We start from the raw sequence: 16,994 nt of genomic DNA, 5'->3' as shown, positions 1-16,994 counted from the left end.
ACACCGATGAGCACTCCGTCGCCCGCACCGCGTCCCCCGCTGGTGCCCCCACCCCCGATCACCGGTCGCCCGTCGCTGACGCCTCCGCCGCCGCTGGTGCCCGCCCCGGAGCGGGCCGACGCACCCGTGGCGCCGCGGCCGCCCGCTCCGGCAGCTCGCCGGATGACGCCACCTCCTCCCGGTTCGCTGGGTGGTCAGTGGCCGGCCCCCGCGGCCCCGGCTCCCACGCCCGCCGCACCGCCGGCTCCGGTGGAGCCGCAGCCGGCCGGCTCGCTCGGCGGCCAGTGGTCCACGCCGCCGACGGCCGTACCCGACCAGCCGACCGCTCCAGCCGCACCCGCGCAGTCGACCGATGGACCGGGCACGCCCGAGGCCGACGCGCAGCCGAGCAAGCGTGAGATGCGGCAGCAGGCGAAGGCCGCCAAGAAGCAGGCCAAGCAGAAGGACCAGGCGCCGGCCGAGCCCGCGGAGCCCAGCGAGAAGCAGGCCAAGAAGGCGGAGGACAAGGCCGAGCGGGCGGCCAAGTCCCGCGCCGCCCGAGCGCGTCCCGGCACCCGTGGCTGGTTCGGCGCGGCCAACGGCGGCAGCGTCGTGGTGCAGCCGGCGGAGGAGTTCCGTGGCACGACCGTGCAGGTGTGCGGCATGTGGCCGTTCGCCGCGGGTACCGGAGCGCCCACGGTCGGCGTACCGCTGGGCCGGCACACCATGACCGGCTCGGCGATCTGCTGCGACCCGATCAGCTGGTTCCAGCGGGCGGCGCTCATCTCCAACCCGTCCGCGTTCATCCTCGCCAAGCCCGGCCTGGGCAAGTCCACGCTCGTACGGCGTTGGTGCACAGGGCTTTCCGGCTACGGCGTGATGCCGCTGGTGCTGGGCGACCTCAAGCCCGACTACGTGGACCTGATCGTCGCGCTCGGCGGCCAGGTCATCACCCTCGGCCACGGGCGCGGGTCGATCAACGTGCTCGACCCCGGTGAGGCGACCTCGGCCGCGGCCCGGCTCACCGGCGAGGCGCGCAAGCGGGTCCTGGCCGACGCGCACGCCCGCCGCCTGACCATGGTCGAGGCGCTGCTGACGATCTCGCGCAAGACCGAGCCGACCGACCACGAGGTCACCATCATCGACCGCGCGCTGCGGGTGCTGGACGAGAAGCACGAGGGCATCCCGGTGCTGGCCGACCTGCTGCGCATCCTGCGCGAGGCGCCCGAGGACGTCCGCTCGGTCGCCCTGGACCGCGGCGACATGAACCGCTACCGCGACCGCATCGACGCCCTGGAGGCCAGCCTGCTCGGCCTGTCCGGCATCGGGCGGTTCGGCGAGCTGTTCTCCGCGCAAACGACGAACCCGATGATGCGCGACCGCCCGGTCGTGTACGACGTCTCGGCGCTCGGCGACAGCGACAAGGACCTCCAGGCCGCCGTGCTGATGGCCTGCTGGTCCAGCGGGTTCGCCACCGTCAACATCGCCAACGAGCTCGCCGAGGCCGGCCTCGAGCCGCGCCGGCACTACTTCGTGGTGCTGGACGAGCTGTGGCGGGCGCTGCGCTCGGGCAAGGGCATGGTCGACCGCGTCGACGCGCTCACCCGGCTGAACCGCACGTACGGCGTGGGCCAGGCGATGATCAGCCACACGATGAACGACCTCCAGGCGCTGGCGACCTCGGAGGACGTGATGAAGGCCAAGGGCTTCGTCGAGCGGGCCGGCATGGTCGTCTGCGGTGGCCTCCCGTCGGCCGAGATGCCGTCACTGACCGACGTCGTCCCCCTGTCGCGGGTCGAGCAGAACGAGCTCGTCTCCTGGACCGACCCGCCGGCCTGGGACCCCAAGTCGGGCCGTGAGTCCGCACCGCCCGGGCGAGGCAAGTTCCTGATCAAGGTCGGTGGCCGTCCGGGCATCCCGGTCTCGGTGCAGCTGACCCAGGCCGAGCTCGCGGTCAACAACACCAACCAGAAGTGGGCCGAGACCTCGCGCATCGGCCTGGTCGAGCGGGACGACGTACCCGCGCCCGTACAGCAGGAGGTGACGGTCTGATGGCCCAGACGAACCGGCGTACCGGAAGTCCTGACGGAGCCGAGGGCGCGCTCGTCCTCGGAGGCGTCGCCCTGATCGCGGGTGTGGTCGGCGCGGTGTACGCGGCCGTACAGCTGTCCGCGTCCCTGGACGACCGGACCCTGCCGACGAACGGATTCTTCGAGACGTTCTTCGGCGTGCTCGGCGGCACGGTCCCGTGGACGCCGAGCACCAGCCTCGTCCTCGGCGGCGAGGTCGCCCTGCTCCTGCTGCTGCTCGTCCCGACGCTCGTGTGGTGGCGGCGGCGCAAGCGGCGCCCGACCGCGGACCGCGCCGCCCGGCACATGGGCCACGGCCGTGACCTGCAGGCTCAGTCCCGTCATGGCGTCCAGCAGACCGCGCAGCGCCTCGGCGTGAGCGGCGAGCCGGGTGTCCCCGTCGGGCGCGCGGTCGCCGGTGGCACGCCGGTGTACGGGTCGTGGGAGGACACGCACATCGACATCTGGGGGCCGCGGACGGGCAAGACGACGTCGCGGGCGATCCCGGCGATCCTGGCCGCGCCCGGCACGGTGCTGGTCACCTCGAACAAGCGGGACGTCGTCGACGCCACTCGCGGGCCGCGGCAGTCCGCCGGGCAGGTGTGGGTGTTCGACCCACAGGGCATCGTCGGCGAGCGCCCCGCGTGGTGGTGGAACCCGCTGGACGCCATCACCGACGAGGTGCGCGCCGCGGAGATGGCCGACCTGTGGATGGCGTACTCGCGAGCGGCCGACGCGAAGACGGACGCGTTCTTCGACTCGGCCGCGCAAGACCTGCTGGCCGGTCTGATCCTGGCCGCCGCCGAGGACGGGCGCCCGGTCACCCAGGTCTACCTGTGGCTGACGAACCCGACCGACGACGAGCCGGCCTTCCTGCTGGACCAGCGGTACCCGCTGACCGCCGCCACCGTACGAGCGCACGTCAACGCGCCCGACAAGCAGCGCGGGGGTGTCTACGGCACCGCGCTCAAGGCGGCGTCGTGGCTGACCAACCGCGAGGCGCTGCGCTGGTGCACCGGCGACCCGCAGGACGGGCGGCCACGGTTCGACGTCCGCGCGTTCGTCGCGCAGGGCGGCACGCTCTACATGCTCTCCAAGGAGGGGCGCGGTACGGCGGGTCCGCTCGTGACGTCGATGACCGTCGCCGTCGCGAACGCGGCCGAAGACCTGGCGAAGGTGTCCCCGGGCGGCCGGCTCGGCGTACCCATGCTGGCCGTCCTCGACGAGGCGGCCAACGTCTGCCGCTGGCGCGAGCTGCCTAACCTCTACTCCCACTACGGATCTCGCGGGATCATCCCGATGACGATCCTGCAGTCGTGGTCGCAGGGCGTCGAGGTGTGGGGCCGTGACGGGATGCGCAAGCTGTGGTCGGCCGCGAACATCCGGGTGTACGGCGGCGGCGTCTCCGAGGCGGAGTTCCTGCGCGAGATGTCCGAGCTGGTGGGCGACTTCGAGGTCGTGTCCACCTCGGTGAACCGCGGCAAGGACGGCCGGTCGACGTCCCGGCAGTACCGCGAGACACGCGTGCTGTCCGTCGCCGACCTCGCCTCGATGCCGAAGGGGCGCGCGGTGGTGTTCCCCTCCGGCGCCCGGCCCGTCCTGATCCGTACGCAGCCGTGGATGACCGGACCGCACGCGGAGGCCGTGCAGGCCTCGATAGCGGCGTACGACCCCGGCGCGGCGACCACCATCACCCAGGCCCGGCAGAGCGCCGACGCCGTGGCAGCCCAGGAGGCCGTGCGATGAGCTCGATGACCGACTTCGCCCAGGACTGGACTGACGTGCCCGAGGAGCCGCGGCTGCACTTCCCGACGCTGCCGGACTTCGTCGAGTGGGTGGCGACCGTGTACCGGCGGCCCGTCGAGCACGGCTCCGGCCTGGCCTGGTGCCCGCGCTGGTGGTGTCACGCCGAGGCGGTGTCGCGGCTGGACGCGCTGTGGCGCGCGTTCGAGAGCCTGCGGCTGGACCCCGCGCTCGGGATGGCGTCCTGGTGGCGCGACCACGCGGACTACCAGCTGGCCGCCCTGACCGACGGCGACGGACCGTTCAAGGGGTGCGGCGTCACCCGCGGCCACGCCGCCCGCCCGCTGCCGCCGCTGCCGCTGGAGCCGGCACCGGCCGGACTGTTCGACGAGGAGGCCTGAGCCGATGGACCCGGACGAGCACGACGGCATCGAGCACGAGCTGCGAGACGGGTGGCGGTCCTTCACGGAGGGATCGACGCGAGCGCAGCGGCGCCGGCTCGAGCGTGAGTCGACGGTGGGGCGGCGCTGGGCGGCCGACGACCCGGTGCCCGGGCGCGACGCAGAGGTGCGCACCCTGCGCGGTCAGGCGCACCACGACCACCGGCAGGCCGACCGCGAGCGGTACGACGCTCAGCTGGACCGGGAGGGCGCACGCGGCCTCTCCCGCGAGACCGCCGTCGAGGCGGAGCAGCACGTGGACCGGCGCCCGGACGAGGACGGCGACCGGGTCCGTGCGGGCGAGGCGTCGGCGCAGGGGGTCGACGCCTCGGTCGCCCGCGACTTCGATCACGGCCGGCAGGCCGGCCCGCAGGACGAGCTGTCCCGCCACCACGCGCAGGAACGGTCGCTGTGGGACTCCTCCGCCCGCCGCGAGGGCCTGGCCGACCGGCTCGACCGGGCGGGCGTCGGCGCGGAGGCCCGCGCGGCCCGGCTGGACGCGGACCGTGGCCAGGCGCACCCCGCGAGCGCGGCGGTCCGGGACCGGGCGACACCGGCGCGGGCCGGCTCGCCGCCGGGGCAGGCACCCGCTCAGGCGAGGGCCCGCGTACGGCCGGCACGTCGGTCGCGGCGGACGCAGGGTCCGTCGGTCGGGTAGTCGACGCCCGCTCATAAGGTTGCTAATATTTGTCATGAAAGGACTCAGGTGATGACTACCATGACCGCTCTCTCCCTCCAGCAGCAGCAGCTCCTCGCCCAGGCGCAGATCAGCCGCGCCCTCGAGGACGTCGCGCGGCTCGACACCCAGCGGGCGATGCTCGCCGCGATCGCGGCCGGCGTACGCCAGCAGACCCTCGCCGACACGCTCGGGGTCTCCCAGGGCGCCGTCAGCCAGCGGCTCAAGGTCGCCCGTGACGCGGCCCCGGTCCCCGAGGGGTTCGTCGGCGCCTCGCCTCGGGAGATCGCCCAGCGGTACGCCGTCCGGATGATCGACCGGCCGACGATGCTCCAGCAGCTGGCCGACTGGCCCTACCCGCCCCGCGACCACTCGCGCGCGAACGAGGAGTGGAACTACGTCGCCGACGCTCACCCGTGGGACGACGTGACGGACGCCCGGCGACGTGGCTGGATCACCGACGAGGACTACGACGCGATCCTCGACCGCCGCGGGTACAGCAGGTGATCTCGCCGTGACCGATGCCCACCAGCACGCGCTCGAGGAGCTGACGTCGGCGAGCGGCCCGCTGACCGCCGACGGCGAGCGCAGCACGCTGCGCAACCCGTCGTGGTGGCGACAGGGTCCCGACGGACCCGAGCCCCGCGCCGGCCGCGACCGGCTGCACGAGCGGGTGCTCCAGGAGTTCCGGGACGCCCACCCCGCCGTCGTGCAGGACCGGCAGGCCATCGTGCTCGCCGGTCCTCCGGGGGCCGGCAAGTCCTCGTCTCTGGACGACGTCGTCCGCGGCCAGGGCAGCTCGCAGGAGCAGTGGCTCGTCATCAACTCCGACGACTTCAAGGACGCGCTGCTGGACGAGGCGCTGCGCGACGGGTCGTACGAGTCGTGGATCAAGGGCCCGGAGGTGCGGGCGTACGAGGCGCAGGGGCACGAGTTCCAGCCACGGGAGTTCGCCTCGCTCGTCCACGGCGAGTCCGGTCTGCTGGCCCAGCAGGCGACCCGCGACGCATTGGAGCGCGGTGACCGCGTCGTCATCGACGGCACCCTGAGCCATCAGGCGAGTGCGGACCGGCTGATGGGTCAGCTGCGCGACGCGGGCTACTCCGTCACGGTCGTCGACGTCGAGTGCACGCAGGCGCAGTCCGAGCAACGGGCGCTCGGCCGGTGGCGCTCAGGCCGCGAGGAGGCTGCGACCGGCACCACGCGCACCGAGCAGGACGCCAGGCTGGGTGGCCGTTGGGTACCACCGGCTTTCGCGCGCAGCCTGTTCCAGAACGAGGACGGCCGGTCGAGCTGTGCCCACACCGTGGACCACGTCGAGCAGGCGCACGGTCACCGCACGGTGCGCTACCGGCTGCCGGAGGGCGAGGCCGCACCTCGCCTGGTGTCGGACTCCGCCTCGCGCACGTCCCCGGCCGGGCCGGCGTCCGACGTCGCCCAGGTGCGTGGCGCGCGAGGCAGCGCGTTCCAGCAGCCGCCGTCCGCCGCCGTGCAGCGCGCGACCGGACGCCCCGGGCAGCCGCCCACCCGCCAGACCGACCGCCCCGGGCCACGACGCGACGGAGCCGTCGAGCGCTGAGCCGCTCACCGCGTACGACCGACCGAGGAGACCGCTATGCGCAACCCGTACGAGCAGGACGACACGATCCGCCCGGCCGTGTCCACGTCGGCCTCTGCGGCCCTGCGTCGCGCCCGGGACGGACTGGCCCAGGTCGCCGCCACCGGCCTGGCCATGCCGCAGATCCCGGTGCTCGTGGGTCGCCAGGGGCACGGCGCGTCGGCGGCGATGCAGGCTCTGGCGCACGACGCCGTACGGGACGGGTTCGTGTGCGTGGACCTGACCCTCGACGACACGAGCCGGGCGAGCCACCTGCTCGAACGGGCCGTACGAGAACGCTTCCGCCGCATCACCTGGTGGGCGCGACGCTGGCACGCCCGTGACACGACCCACGAGTCGGAGGCCCGAATCGGGTTGTCCCTCAACGCGATCGGCGTCGCCACCAAGGCTCGGCCCGACGCCGAGGTAAGCCGCGGCGCGTTGGCCGACCTCCTGCGCAAGGCGGCGAGAACCGCCGTCCGCAAGGGTCACGCCGGGCTCGTCGTCGCCATCGACGACGTCCACGCCGGCTCGTCCGAGGACTTCGCCGTGCTGACCCATGCGCTCCGGGACGCGGTCGGTGCGAGCCCGGACGGGAAGCCGGTGCCGCTCGCGGTCGTCGCGGCGGGGCTGCCCGCCGCCGTGGACCGCATCACCGCCGCCGGGGGCCTGGACGAGACGGTCACGTACGTCGCGATGGTGCGGCTGGACGACGAGGCGGCGCGCCGCGCGGTGCTCGAGCCGGCCGAGCGGCTCGGCGTCACGTGGGACCCGCGCGCCCTGGAGGAGATCGTCGCCGGGGCGCAGGGATCACCGCAGCTGTTGCGGACGTACGCGCACGAGGCCTGGGCGCAGGCCGCACCGATCGGGGCGTCGCCGCACGTCGGGCTGCCGCACGCGCTCGCCGGCATCGACCTGGTCCAGGAACGGCTGCACGCCAGCACCTTCGGCGCGACCTGGCGGCGGGCCACCGACGAGCAGCGCGCCTACCTGCGCGTGATGGCCCAGACCACGAACCCCATCGGCGAGGCGCGCACCGACCACGTCGCGATGCTGCTGGGCCGCCCGGCCCAGGAGCTCGCCCCGGTGCGGGAGAGCCTCGTCGAGCAGGGCGTCATCGACGGCGCCGGCAGCGGACGGGTGTCGTTCGCGGTGCCGGGGTTCGAGGCGTACGTGCTGGAGACGGCCGACCTCGGGCGGTTCGCGCAGGCCGACCTGGACGCGCACCTCGCCGCGGGTGCCGGAGCCGCGGACCTACCCCCGCTACAGCCGATCACGCCCCACCGGGCCCGGCACGCGGCCGTACGCGAACCGGCGGTGCCGGCGGGAGTGCGCCCACCCCAGCCGCCGCTCGGCGCGCGGCCCGGCCTCCCGATCACGACGGCGGCCGCCCCCACTCGGCACGCCGGCCGACACCGCCGTACGAGCGGGGACATCCAGCGCTGAGCTCGTCGCCGCTGCCCCGGCGATTCGCGGCACGCTCACTCGCTGCGCGGCGACCGGTCTGACTGCGCTCAGGCGTCGGACAGGGTCATCGCCTCGGCCTCGTCCAGGCTCTCCTCGTCGGCCGACTCCTCGTCGTCCAGGTGCGAGAGAACGCGGCGGCCCGAGAACAGCACGCCCATCGCGAGCAGCACGGCCACGGCGCCGACCCAGAACGGCAGGTGCGGGCTGACCTCCTCGCCGAGCTTGCCGGCCAGCCAGGGTGCGACGGCCCCGCCGGCGAACCGGACGAAGCTGTACGCCGCCGAGGCCACGCCGCGCTCGATCGGCGCGGCCTTCATGACCGACTCGGTCACCAGCGTGTTGTTGATACCGAGGAAGAAGCCCGCGGCGATCACGCAGACGATCAGCACCGGCTTGCTGTCGGTGAACAGCGCCATCACCGCGAGGATGACGGCGAACCCGAGGAGCGCCAGCAGCGTCGAGCGCAGGGTGCCGAACGCGGCCTGCAGGCGCGGCGCGACCACGACCGAGCTGATGGCGAGCAGCAGACCCCAGCCGAAGAACACGAACCCGACGGGGATCGCACCCATGCCGAGCGGGAACGGGGTGAACGCCAGCAGGGTGAAGAAGCCGAAGTTGTACAGCAGCGCGGTGAGCGCGACGGTGAGCAGGCTGCGGTGGCGTAGCGCCCGGAACGGCTCGGCCAGCGACGTGGGCCGGCCATGGGTGGGCGTGGCCGGCAGCATCACCGACGTGAGGACGAACGCGACCACCATCAGCGCGGCGACCCCGAAGAACGGCCCGCGCCAGGAGATGTTGCCGAGCAGCCCGCCGATCAGCGGACCGGTGGCGATACCGACGCCGAGCGCGGCCTCGTACAGGATGATCGCCTGAGCCGTCGACCCGCGGGCCGACCGGACGATCGTCGCGAGCGCAGTGGCGACGAACAACGCGTTGCCGAGACCCCAGACGGCCCGGAACGCGACGATGCCGGCGACGCCGTCCTGCATCCCGGCGAGCGCGGACCCGACGACGATCACCGCCAGGCCGGCCAGCAGTGTCCACTTGGCCCCGATGCGGCTGGAGACGGCCCCGGTCACGATCATCGCCACGCCCATCACGGCCATGTAGCTCGTGAACAGCAGTGACACCTGCGATGCGCTGGCGCCCAGGTCATCGGCGATCGGCTTCAGGATCGGGTCGACCAGCCCGATCCCCATGAAGGCGATGACGGAGGCGAAGGCCACGGCCCACACCGGTCTCGGCTGACGCCACATGCTGTACTCCCTCATTTGTATCTATTGTCTATATATAACGCCGCGGACAATCCGGGTAGTCCACGACGAGGGTGGCTCAGCCCCGGGCGGCGCTGACCATGCTGTGCATGATCTCGGCCGCGCGCTCCAGCACGGCGGCGTCCTCACGGCTCAACGAGTCGAGCAGCGGCTGGACGGCCTTCCCGCGCGCCGCCCGAGCCGTGCGCAGGGCCTGGCGCCCCTCCGGCGTGATGCCGACCAGCCAGGCACGAGCGTCCGCCGGGTCCGCCTCGCGCGTCACCCAGCCACGCGCCTCGACGCGCTGGACCTGCGTCGTCATCGTGGGCTGGCTGCAGTGGTCGGCGGCCGCCAGGTCCCCGATCCGGGACGGGCCGAGCTCGGCCACGAGCGCGAGGACCCGACCCTGAGCGGTGGGGAGGTCCAGGCTCGCGTTCCGCGTGGCCCAGCGGTGCAGGCGCGCCACTGCCGACAGCAGCTCGTCTCCGCGGCGGCTCGAGGTCGTCATCCGCGCATCATTACATAGAAAAACTATGCGACTCAAGTTCTGTGCGCGCTCGAATGACGGTCAGCGTAACCGGCCGGGCCGCTCCGCGGGGGCTCAGCCGCAGCCTTGCGGGGTCAGCCCAACCCTGCCGTGGCGACGATCTCGTAGCGCGGACGCCCGTGCGGACCCACCCCGAGCTCGGAGGCGATCAGGCAGATCTCGTCCGCCACCCAGGACGGTCCCTCATACGTGTCGAGCACCCGGACCCACCGGGTCTGCTCCTGGACCCGGCGCAGCCTGCTCACGGTGAGATGGGGCGCGAACGCCTGCCCGTCCGGAGTCGCACCGGCGTGCTGTGCGCTGTTGCGGACGTTGCGGGCGAGGCGACCCAGCTCGTCGACGTCGCCGCGCACCCCCACCCAGAGCACCTTGGCCGCCCACGGGTCCGGGAACGCTCCGGCACCGGCCAGCTGCAACCGCATCGACGTACGCCGGGCCGCCGCGGCCTCCAGCCCCTCGACCAACCGGTCCTCGGCCGATGCGGACACGTCGCTCATGAAGGCCAGCGTGATGTGCCACTGCTCGGGCGCGATCCACGGGTGCTCGGCGCGTGGCTCGAGGAAGGCGGCGAGATCCTCCTGGACCGGCTCGGGTGGGACCACGGCCACGAACATGCGTCGTCCCACGAGAGTTCCTCCGGTCACTTCACCTCGTCGAGCGCGGGTGCGACGACGCCGTCGGTGGCGGTCAGTCTGGCCTCCGCGGAGGCCGCGTCACCACCGGTGAGCAGCATGACGATCGCCACCTTGGTCCGTCCACCCGCTTCGTCCAGCGCGCGTCCGGCCGCGGCCAGATCGACCTCCGCGGCTGCGGCGACGATTCGCCGGGCGCGGTCCAGCAGCTTGCTGTTGGTCGGGCGCATGTCGACCATGAGGTCCTTGAACGTCTTGCCGTTGCGCACCATGGCCGCGGTCGTGAGCATGTTGCAGACCATCTTCTGCGCCGTCCCGGCCTTGAGCCGCGTCGACCCGCTCAGCACCTCGGGGCCGGTGACGACCTCGATCGCGACGTCGGCGTACGCGCTGACCTCCGCACCGGCGTTGCACGCGACCGAGATGGTGCGCGCGCCCCGCTCGCGGGCGCGGGTGAGCCCGGCGACGACGTACGGCGTGCGCCCGCTGGCGGTGAGTCCGACGACGGTGTCGCGCGGGCCGACCTCGGCCGCGTCGACGTCCCTCGCCGCGCCGGCGGTGTCGTCCTCCGCACCCTCGATGGCCTGCGTGATCGCGGCGTCACCCCCGGCCAGCAGCGTGATGACCTGCTCCGGGTCGGTGCTGAAGGTGGGCGGGCACTCGGCCGCGTCCAGCGTCGCCAGGCGCCCGCTGGTGCCGGCCCCCAGGTAGACCAGCCGGCCACCGGCCTGCAGGGAGCCCGCGACGAGGTCGGCGGCCTGCGCGATCCGCGGGATCGCCCGAGCGACCGCGGCGGCGACATGGGAGTCCTCGGCGTTCATGAGCTCCACGACCTGCGTCGTCGACATGCGGTCCAGCGAGCGGGAGGCCGGGTTGCGCGCCTCGGTGACCAGCCGGGCCAGGTGCTGGTCGGGTCCGGGGGGCGCACTCACGAACCGCTCCGTCCGTCCGCCGCTCCCGCACGGGACGAGCTCAGCCGCCGCGCCGACAGGGCGTCGTGGGTCTTGCTGAGCGCCGACGTCGACCCGGCCAGGTCGAGGCGGGCGACAGCCACGAAGAGGATGTCGACGACGGCGAGCTGCGCCGTACGGCTCGCCGTCGCCCCCGAGCGGAACGTCGTCTCGCGTGCGGCGGTGGTGAGGACGATGTCGGCGGCCTCGGCGAGCGGTGACCCCGCGAAGTTGGTGACCGCCACCGTCCTGGCGCCGGCGTTCCTGGCCACGGTGAGCGGCTCGACCGTGTCGAGGGTGGCACCGCTGTGCGAGATGCCGATCGCGACGTCCCCCTCACCAAGCAGGGCAGCAGCCGTCGACGCCGCGTGAACCTCTTTCCAGGAGAACGCGATACGTCCGATCCGGTGGAGCTTGGCCCGCAGGTCGGTGGCGACCCCGCCACTGGCGCCGACGCCGAAGATGTCGATGCGCCGAGCGGCTCCGATCGCGTCCACGGCCGCCTGCATCGCGTCCAGGTCCAGGTGCTCGGCCGTCTCCTGCAGCGCGCGGGTCTCGTGGTGCACGATCGAGCTCACGACGTCGGCCAGCGAGGCCGACTCGTCCAGCTCGGCCGGGGGCTGCCGGCCGCCCACGCCGAGCATGTCCTCGCGGGCAGCCGCGCCGGCGAGCGCGATGCGCAGCTCGGGGTACCCGTCGAAGCCGGCCTTGCGGGCGAACCGTGCCACGGTGGCCACCGACGTGGCTGCCTTCTCGGCGAGCCCGGTGATGGACAGGTGCGCGGATGCGGCAGGATCTCCGATGACGACCTGGGCGACCCGCTGCTCGGCCGGCTGCAGGCTCGGCAACGAGGAGCGCAGACGGACGAGCACATCACCCGGCTGACCCCCGGACGGCGCGCCCGCCGCATTCATGGCCCGTGGCATGTGCACCCTCCAGTCGGAAACTGGAGTCACCCTAGCCACCGGCCATGGCAACAACCAACCTCTCGCCCGCAGCCCGGGAAAACGTTGACATCTCCTGACGTGCCGCAGAAGGCTGGCGCGGTGACCGATGTCGTGGTGGACCTGGGCAAGACGCGCTGCCGAGCCCGATCGGACGACGGCGTCGCCGAGGCGCCCGGCTCCCCCGGCCTCGCCTCGCCGGCAGGGGTGCTCGCGGCCCTGGCGAGCATCGCCGGCGCCGTACGGGAAACGGGCGCGGTGCGGGCAGCGGACGCCGTGCGGGCAGCGGACGCCGTGGGGGCAGCGGACGGTGGCCGCATCGGGCGGATCGCCGTCGGCGCCGCCGGGGCTCTGACCGATCCGGTCGCCGCCGAGCAGCTCGCCCAACGGCTGTCCGCGGAGTACGGCGGGCCGCAGGCCGCGGTCACCAGTGACGCGCTGACCGCCCACCTCGGCGCGCTCGCCGGAGCAGGCGGTGTCGTGGTGGTCGCGGGTACCGGAGCGGTGGCGGTCGCGGTCGACGACGACGGCAAGGTCGCGGTGGCCGACGGACTCGGCCCGGTCGACGGCGATCTCGGCAGCGGTGGCTGGATCGGTGCCGAGATGATCGCCCGAGCCGCGGCGTACGGACGGTGGGCGGACGTCGTGGCGCGCCGGATCGGGCGCGACTGGCGCGAGCTGGTGGGCGACCGGTCGTACGAGCACGTACGGCTGCGCGCCTCCCTCGTCCCTGACCTGGCAGCGCTGGCCCGGTCCGGCGACGCGGACGCGATCGCGCTCGTGGAGGAGGCGGCCGGGGCACTCGCGAGCACCGCGTCGGAGGCCGCCGGTCAGGTGGGCGACGTCAGGGAGGTGGCCGTCGTGGGCGGGCTGACCGGGCTCGGACCGCTCCTGCTCAGGCCGCTCGGTGAGGCGCTCGGTGACCTGCGGCTCCGGGCCGCAGTCGGCGACGCGCTCGACGGCGCGGCCCTGCTGCTGGACCGGAACGATCTCCCGCACGAGGCCCACGTCCACCGCGCCTGAGGCCCAGCTGAGGTGCGCGCGCCGGTCAGCCCCCCCCCGGCTGGAAGGTGACTGAGTCACTTGAATCTGACGCAATTGCAAGGCGGTCAGACTCGGGCGACTCAGTTACCTGGGTAGGTCCGTGCAGCGCATGCCGCGGCCGTTGTCGTGGACGACGACCCGCTTCATCAGCCTGCGGGCCTCGGCCTCCGTCTTGGGGTAGTCCGCCATGTCGCCCCACTCCTTGACGGCCTGGTCGTACGGAGTCCCCAGCGCCATGTTCAGGACGACCGGGGACGCGGCGAGCTGGCTGTCCCGGTCGGCACCGACCGGCGCCTGGCTGCTCGGGCAGTCCGCCGAGCTGTACTCGGCCGAGCCGCTGCCGAAGACCTTGAGGCCGAGCACGCACAGCCCGACGGCCAGGACGGCCAGCAGGAGCACGGCGATGCCGCGTCGTTCGGAGTAGGGCATGAGGGACCCCCGTCTCTCGGCGACCTCAGTGGTCGCGGTGGCGCAACTCTAGGTCGCCGTACCGCGCAGGGCTCTGATTGAACTGCGATTGGTGTTCCTGACGCGGTTCGAACCGGGTCAGGAACACCAGACGCAGTTTGGGGGCCGGAACTCGGGTCAGTCGGCGAGGGCTTCGCGGAGGGCGGCCACCTGGTCCTCGGGCATGCCGTACTCGTGCTCCGGCGCGGGGTACGTACGCGACCGGACGTCGGCGGCGTACGCGGCGACACCGGCGTCCATCGCGTCCTGGAGGTCGGCGTACCGCTTCACGAACTTGGCGCCCTTGCCCTCGCGGATGCCGAGCAGGTCGTGGAACACCAGCACCTGGCCGTCCGTGGCGGGGCCGGCGCCGATGCCGATCACGACGGCGCGGTCCATCCGCTCCATGACGGCCTCGGTGACCGGGCTGGGGATGCACTCCAGCACGATCGCGAAGCAGCCCGCGTCCTGCAGCGCGACCGCCTGATCGACGATCTTGGCGGCGTCGGCGCCGGTGCGGCCCTGCGCGCGGTACCCGCCCAGCGCCGTCGCGGTCTGCGGGGTGAGGCCGATGTGGCCCATCACCGGGATGCCGGCCGCGACGATCGCCGCCGCTCGCGCGACCGAGGTGGGTTCGCCGCGCTCGAGCTTCACTGCGTGCGCGCCGCCCTCCTTGACGAACCTCATCGCCGTCGCGACCGCCTGCTCGTCGGAGACCTCGTACGAGCCGAACGGCAGGTCGGCCACCAGGACCGGCGTCCGCAGGCCGCGGCGGGTGGCCCGCGTGAGCATCAGCATCTCGTCGGTCGTGGCCGGCACCGTCGAGTCGTACCCGAGGACGGTCATCGCACCGGAGTCGCCGACGAGGACGACGTCCGCCTGCGCGTGCTCCGCGGCGAGCGCGGACGGGTGGTCGTACGCGGTGACCATCACGACCGGTTCCCCGGCGGCCTTCATCGCCCGCAGCGCGGGAAGGGTCAGCGGCGCTCGTTCGGAGTCGGACGTACGAGAAGCGTTGGGGCGGCTGGACATTCGTTCTCCGGATGGATCTGGATGGATCTGGTGGATCAGTGGATGGTGGCGTTGTCGATGAGGCGGACCGGGCCGACCGGCGCCGCGACGACGACGAGCGCTCCGGGCTCGACCGTCCGCAACGGCTCCAGCGTCACCCGGTCGACGATCGCGAGGTACTCCGGGTCCACCTCGTAGGACGCCATGGCGGCGACCGAGGCGGCGATAACGGCGTCCGCGTCGCGCTCGCCCCCGTCGTACGTGGCCTGCGCGGAGTCCAGGCCTGCCTTGAGCGCGAGCGCGCGTTCACGGTCGCGCCCCTGGACGTGCACGTTGCGGCTGGACATCGCCAGGCCGTCGGGCTCCCGGACGGTCTGGACCGCCTGGATCCGGACCGGGAAGTTCAGCTCGCGGACGAGCGCCGTCACGACGAGGACCTGCTGGGCGTCCTTCTGCCCGAAGTACGCGACGTCCGGCTGGACGATGTTGAACAGCTTGGCGACGACCGTCGTCACGCCGTGGAAGTGGTCGGACCCGCGGTGGGCGCCCTCCAGCGTGTCGACCAGCGGACCGGCGAGGCGGACCTCGATGGTCGCCCCGCGCGGGTACATCTCCTGCGCGAACGGCGCGAACACCAGGTCGACCCCGGCGCGCTCGGCCGCCGCGACGTCCGCCTCCTCGGTGCGCGGGTAGCGCTCGAGGTCGGTCGGGTCGTTGAACTGCGTCGGGTTGACGAAGATGGACAGCACGACGACGTCGCACTCGCGCCGCGCCTGCTCCATCAGCGCCTCGTGGCCGGCGTGCAGCGCACCCATCGTCGGCACGAACCCGATCGTGGAGTCCTCACGCCGGGCACGACGCAGGGCATCACGCAGCTCGGAGACCGTTCGGACGACACGCACCCGCAGAACGGTACCGTCCTCGGTCATGATCGTCGTCGGCATGATCTCGGGCACCTCGATGGACGGGCTTGACGTCGCGGTCGCCGACCTGTCCGGCGCGCAGACCGGAGACCTGGTCCTGCGGCCGCTGCAGGCGCGCACCTGGCGCTGGCCCGAGTCGCTGCGGGAGCGGCTGCTGGCGCTGCTGCCGCCGTCGTCCACCACGGTCGCGGAGGTCGCGCAGCTGGACGAGCTGGTGGGGCGTTCCTGCGCTGCCGCAGCGACCGCCGTGGTCGCCGACGTGGGCGGCGCGGACCTGGTCGTGAGCCACGGCCAGACGGTCTTCCACTGGGTCACCGACGGCCGGGCCGAGGGCACGCTGCAGCTGGGTCAGCCGGCCCCGATCGTCCAGGCGACCGGCCTACCGGTGGTGTCGGACCTGCGGGCGCGCGACATCGCCGCCGGCGGGCAGGGCGCGCCGCTCGCCGGGACGCTCGACACCCTGCTGCTGCGGGGGTTCGGCGGCCCGGGGACGCGCGCCGCGCTCAACCTCGGCGGCATCGCCAACGTCACCGTCGTCCCGGCCGACGGCGAGCCGGTGGCGTTCGACACGGGTCCCGCCAACTGCCTCATCGACGCCGCCGTCACGCGCATCACCCGCGGCGAGGCGTCGTACGACGCGGGCGGCGCGATCGCCGCGGCGGGCACCGTACGCGAGGACCTGCTCGACCTGCTGCTCGCCAAGCCGTACTACGACCTACCCGCGCCGAAGTCCACCGGGCGCGAGCTGTTCACGACCGCGTACGTCGAGCCGTACGTCGCGAAGGTGGCCCCGGTGGCCGACGCCGACCTGGTGGCCACGCTGGTCGAGCTGACCGCGCGGACGGTCGGGCGGGCACTGGCGCCGTACGACGTGGATCGGCTGGTGGTGTCCGGCGGGGGCGTGCACAACCCGGTGCTGATGGCTGCGCTGGAGCGGGCGCTCGGTCGCGTCGAGGTGAAGACCAGCGACGCGGTCGGACTGCCGGCCGACGACAAGGAGGCGTACCTGATGGCGCTGATCGGGTACCTGACCTGGCACCAGGTCCCCGGCGTCCTCCCCGGAATGACCGGCGCGGACCAGCCACGCGTGCTCGGCCGAATCTCGTTGGGAGACAATCCAGTTCACCTCCCAGAGCCAGGTGTTTCCCCGCGAACGCTGACCATCGGCCCCCCGCCGGTCGAATAGGGCGAGCCGCTCCGCCGGTTGAGCCGGGTGAGCCTCCCGCCGGTTGAGCCGGGCGAGCCGCTGGGCGAGCCCGTGTCGAAACCACC

Annotated in this window: 17 protein-coding genes; 9 read left to right on the top strand and 8 right to left on the bottom strand. The window is 73.3% G+C overall.

Annotated features, from left to right (window positions below; genetic code table 11):
* Positions 1-6 precede the first annotated feature (6 nt).
* The 7 genes from P4R38_RS04530 to P4R38_RS04500 are packed head-to-tail and all read left to right on the top strand — an operon-like array spanning position 7 to position 7,950.
* The gene (locus tag P4R38_RS04530; protein WP_342803882.1) at positions 7-2,031 is read left to right on the top strand and encodes an ATP/GTP-binding protein; all 2,025 of its coding nucleotides are present in this window, start codon (positions 7-9) and stop codon (positions 2,029-2,031) included.
* Positions 2,031-3,794 carry a type IV secretory system conjugative DNA transfer family protein gene (locus P4R38_RS04525; protein WP_277191225.1) on the top strand — a complete coding sequence of 588 codons (1,764 nt, stop codon included), beginning with the start codon at positions 2,031-2,033 and terminating at the stop codon, positions 3,792-3,794. The genes P4R38_RS04530 and P4R38_RS04525 overlap by 1 nt, the downstream gene beginning before the upstream one ends.
* Complete coding sequence (locus tag P4R38_RS04520; protein WP_275239110.1) at positions 3,791-4,192, top strand: DUF4913 domain-containing protein; 402 nt, start codon at positions 3,791-3,793, stop codon at positions 4,190-4,192. Before P4R38_RS04525 ends, P4R38_RS04520 begins: the two co-directional genes overlap by 4 nt.
* 4 nt (positions 4,193-4,196) lie before the next feature.
* On the top strand, positions 4,197-4,889 hold the full coding sequence (locus P4R38_RS04515) for a hypothetical protein (protein WP_275239109.1): 693 nt from the start codon (positions 4,197-4,199) through the stop codon (positions 4,887-4,889).
* A 51-nt stretch (positions 4,890-4,940) separates the two neighbouring features.
* On the top strand, positions 4,941-5,414 hold the full coding sequence (locus P4R38_RS04510) for a hypothetical protein (RefSeq protein ID WP_275239108.1): 474 nt from the start codon (positions 4,941-4,943) through the stop codon (positions 5,412-5,414).
* Positions 5,415-5,421: 7 nt separating this feature from the next.
* A complete protein-coding gene (locus tag P4R38_RS04505; protein WP_275239107.1) occupies positions 5,422-6,486 on the top strand; it encodes a zeta toxin family protein in 1,065 nt (354 codons plus the stop codon).
* Between the two features lie 36 nt (positions 6,487-6,522).
* On the top strand, positions 6,523-7,950 hold the full coding sequence (locus P4R38_RS04500; RefSeq protein WP_277191224.1) for a hypothetical protein: 1,428 nt from the start codon (positions 6,523-6,525) through the stop codon (positions 7,948-7,950).
* Positions 7,951-8,018: 68 nt separating this feature from the next.
* Here P4R38_RS04500 and P4R38_RS04495 read toward each other — a convergent pair whose 3' ends face one another.
* The 5 genes from P4R38_RS04495 to P4R38_RS04475 all read right to left on the bottom strand — a co-directional run bounded on the left by P4R38_RS04495 (position 8,019) and on the right by P4R38_RS04475 (position 12,279).
* Complete coding sequence (locus P4R38_RS04495; protein WP_277191223.1) at positions 8,019-9,242, bottom strand: MFS transporter; 1,224 nt, start codon at positions 9,240-9,242, stop codon at positions 8,019-8,021.
* Positions 9,243-9,303: 61 nt separating this feature from the next.
* The gene (locus tag P4R38_RS04490; protein ID WP_275239104.1) at positions 9,304-9,732 is read right to left on the bottom strand and encodes a MarR family winged helix-turn-helix transcriptional regulator; all 429 of its coding nucleotides are present in this window, start codon (positions 9,730-9,732) and stop codon (positions 9,304-9,306) included.
* Positions 9,733-9,845: 113 nt separating this feature from the next.
* Positions 9,846-10,397, bottom strand: a complete 552-nt coding sequence (gene thpR / locus P4R38_RS04485) for an RNA 2',3'-cyclic phosphodiesterase (protein ID WP_277191222.1) — start codon at positions 10,395-10,397, stop codon at positions 9,846-9,848.
* A 14-nt stretch (positions 10,398-10,411) separates the two neighbouring features.
* Positions 10,412-11,335, bottom strand: a complete 924-nt coding sequence (murQ, locus tag P4R38_RS04480; RefSeq protein ID WP_277191221.1) for an N-acetylmuramic acid 6-phosphate etherase — start codon at positions 11,333-11,335, stop codon at positions 10,412-10,414.
* On the bottom strand, positions 11,332-12,279 hold the full coding sequence (locus tag P4R38_RS04475; RefSeq protein WP_277191220.1) for a MurR/RpiR family transcriptional regulator: 948 nt from the start codon (positions 12,277-12,279) through the stop codon (positions 11,332-11,334). The genes murQ and P4R38_RS04475 overlap by 4 nt, the downstream gene beginning before the upstream one ends.
* A gap of 120 nt (positions 12,280-12,399) precedes the next feature.
* On the opposite strand from P4R38_RS04475, the gene P4R38_RS04470 reads away from it, so the two are divergent.
* Entirely contained in the window at positions 12,400-13,320 is a 921-nt protein-coding gene (locus P4R38_RS04470) for a BadF/BadG/BcrA/BcrD ATPase family protein (protein ID WP_277191219.1), read from the top strand.
* Positions 13,321-13,425: 105 nt separating this feature from the next.
* Here the strand turns inward: P4R38_RS04470 and P4R38_RS04465 are convergent, their stop codons facing one another.
* The 3 genes from P4R38_RS04465 to panC form a co-directional block, all read right to left on the bottom strand.
* Positions 13,426-13,770 (bottom strand): hypothetical protein, encoded by a 345-nt coding sequence (locus P4R38_RS04465; RefSeq protein WP_277191218.1) that lies wholly within the window; start codon positions 13,768-13,770, stop codon positions 13,426-13,428.
* 156 nt (positions 13,771-13,926) lie between these two features.
* Positions 13,927-14,820, bottom strand: a complete 894-nt coding sequence (gene panB, locus P4R38_RS04460; RefSeq protein ID WP_277191217.1) for a 3-methyl-2-oxobutanoate hydroxymethyltransferase — start codon at positions 14,818-14,820, stop codon at positions 13,927-13,929.
* 35 nt (positions 14,821-14,855) lie between these two features.
* Positions 14,856-15,701 carry a pantoate--beta-alanine ligase gene (gene panC, locus P4R38_RS04455; RefSeq protein WP_277191216.1) on the bottom strand — a complete coding sequence of 282 codons (846 nt, stop codon included), beginning with the start codon at positions 15,699-15,701 and terminating at the stop codon, positions 14,856-14,858.
* A gap of 25 nt (positions 15,702-15,726) precedes the next feature.
* Between panC and P4R38_RS04450 the strand changes: the two genes are divergently transcribed.
* Entirely contained in the window at positions 15,727-16,908 is a 1,182-nt protein-coding gene (locus P4R38_RS04450) for an anhydro-N-acetylmuramic acid kinase (RefSeq protein WP_277191215.1), read from the top strand.
* Positions 16,909-16,994 lie beyond the last annotated feature (86 nt).

The sequence above is a fragment of the Luteipulveratus flavus genome (assembly GCF_029439465.1).
Classification (GTDB): domain Bacteria; phylum Actinomycetota; class Actinomycetes; order Actinomycetales; family Dermatophilaceae; genus Luteipulveratus; species Luteipulveratus flavus.
This window is presented reverse-complemented; position numbering and strand designations above follow the sequence as displayed.

Coding starts and splice junctions, on each gene's coding strand:
- P4R38_RS04500 (WP_277191224.1), top strand. CDS start 6,523: ATGCGCAACCCGTACGAGCAGGACGACACGATCCGCCCGGCCGTGTCC.
- P4R38_RS04495 (WP_277191223.1), bottom strand. CDS start 9,242: ATGAGGGAGTACAGCATGTGGCGTCAGCCGAGACCGGTGTGGGCCGTG.
- P4R38_RS04525 (WP_277191225.1), top strand. CDS start 2,031: ATGGCCCAGACGAACCGGCGTACCGGAAGTCCTGACGGAGCCGAGGGC.
- panB (WP_277191217.1), bottom strand. CDS start 14,820: ATGTCCAGCCGCCCCAACGCTTCTCGTACGTCCGACTCCGAACGAGCG.
- P4R38_RS04490 (WP_275239104.1), bottom strand. CDS start 9,732: ATGACGACCTCGAGCCGCCGCGGAGACGAGCTGCTGTCGGCAGTGGCG.
- P4R38_RS04465 (WP_277191218.1), bottom strand. CDS start 13,770: ATGCCCTACTCCGAACGACGCGGCATCGCCGTGCTCCTGCTGGCCGTC.
- P4R38_RS04530 (WP_342803882.1), top strand. CDS start 7: ATGAGCACTCCGTCGCCCGCACCGCGTCCCCCGCTGGTGCCCCCACCC.
- P4R38_RS04450 (WP_277191215.1), top strand. CDS start 15,727: ATGATCGTCGTCGGCATGATCTCGGGCACCTCGATGGACGGGCTTGAC.
- P4R38_RS04520 (WP_275239110.1), top strand. CDS start 3,791: ATGAGCTCGATGACCGACTTCGCCCAGGACTGGACTGACGTGCCCGAG.
- P4R38_RS04515 (WP_275239109.1), top strand. CDS start 4,197: ATGGACCCGGACGAGCACGACGGCATCGAGCACGAGCTGCGAGACGGG.
- P4R38_RS04510 (WP_275239108.1), top strand. CDS start 4,941: ATGACTACCATGACCGCTCTCTCCCTCCAGCAGCAGCAGCTCCTCGCC.
- P4R38_RS04475 (WP_277191220.1), bottom strand. CDS start 12,279: ATGCCACGGGCCATGAATGCGGCGGGCGCGCCGTCCGGGGGTCAGCCG.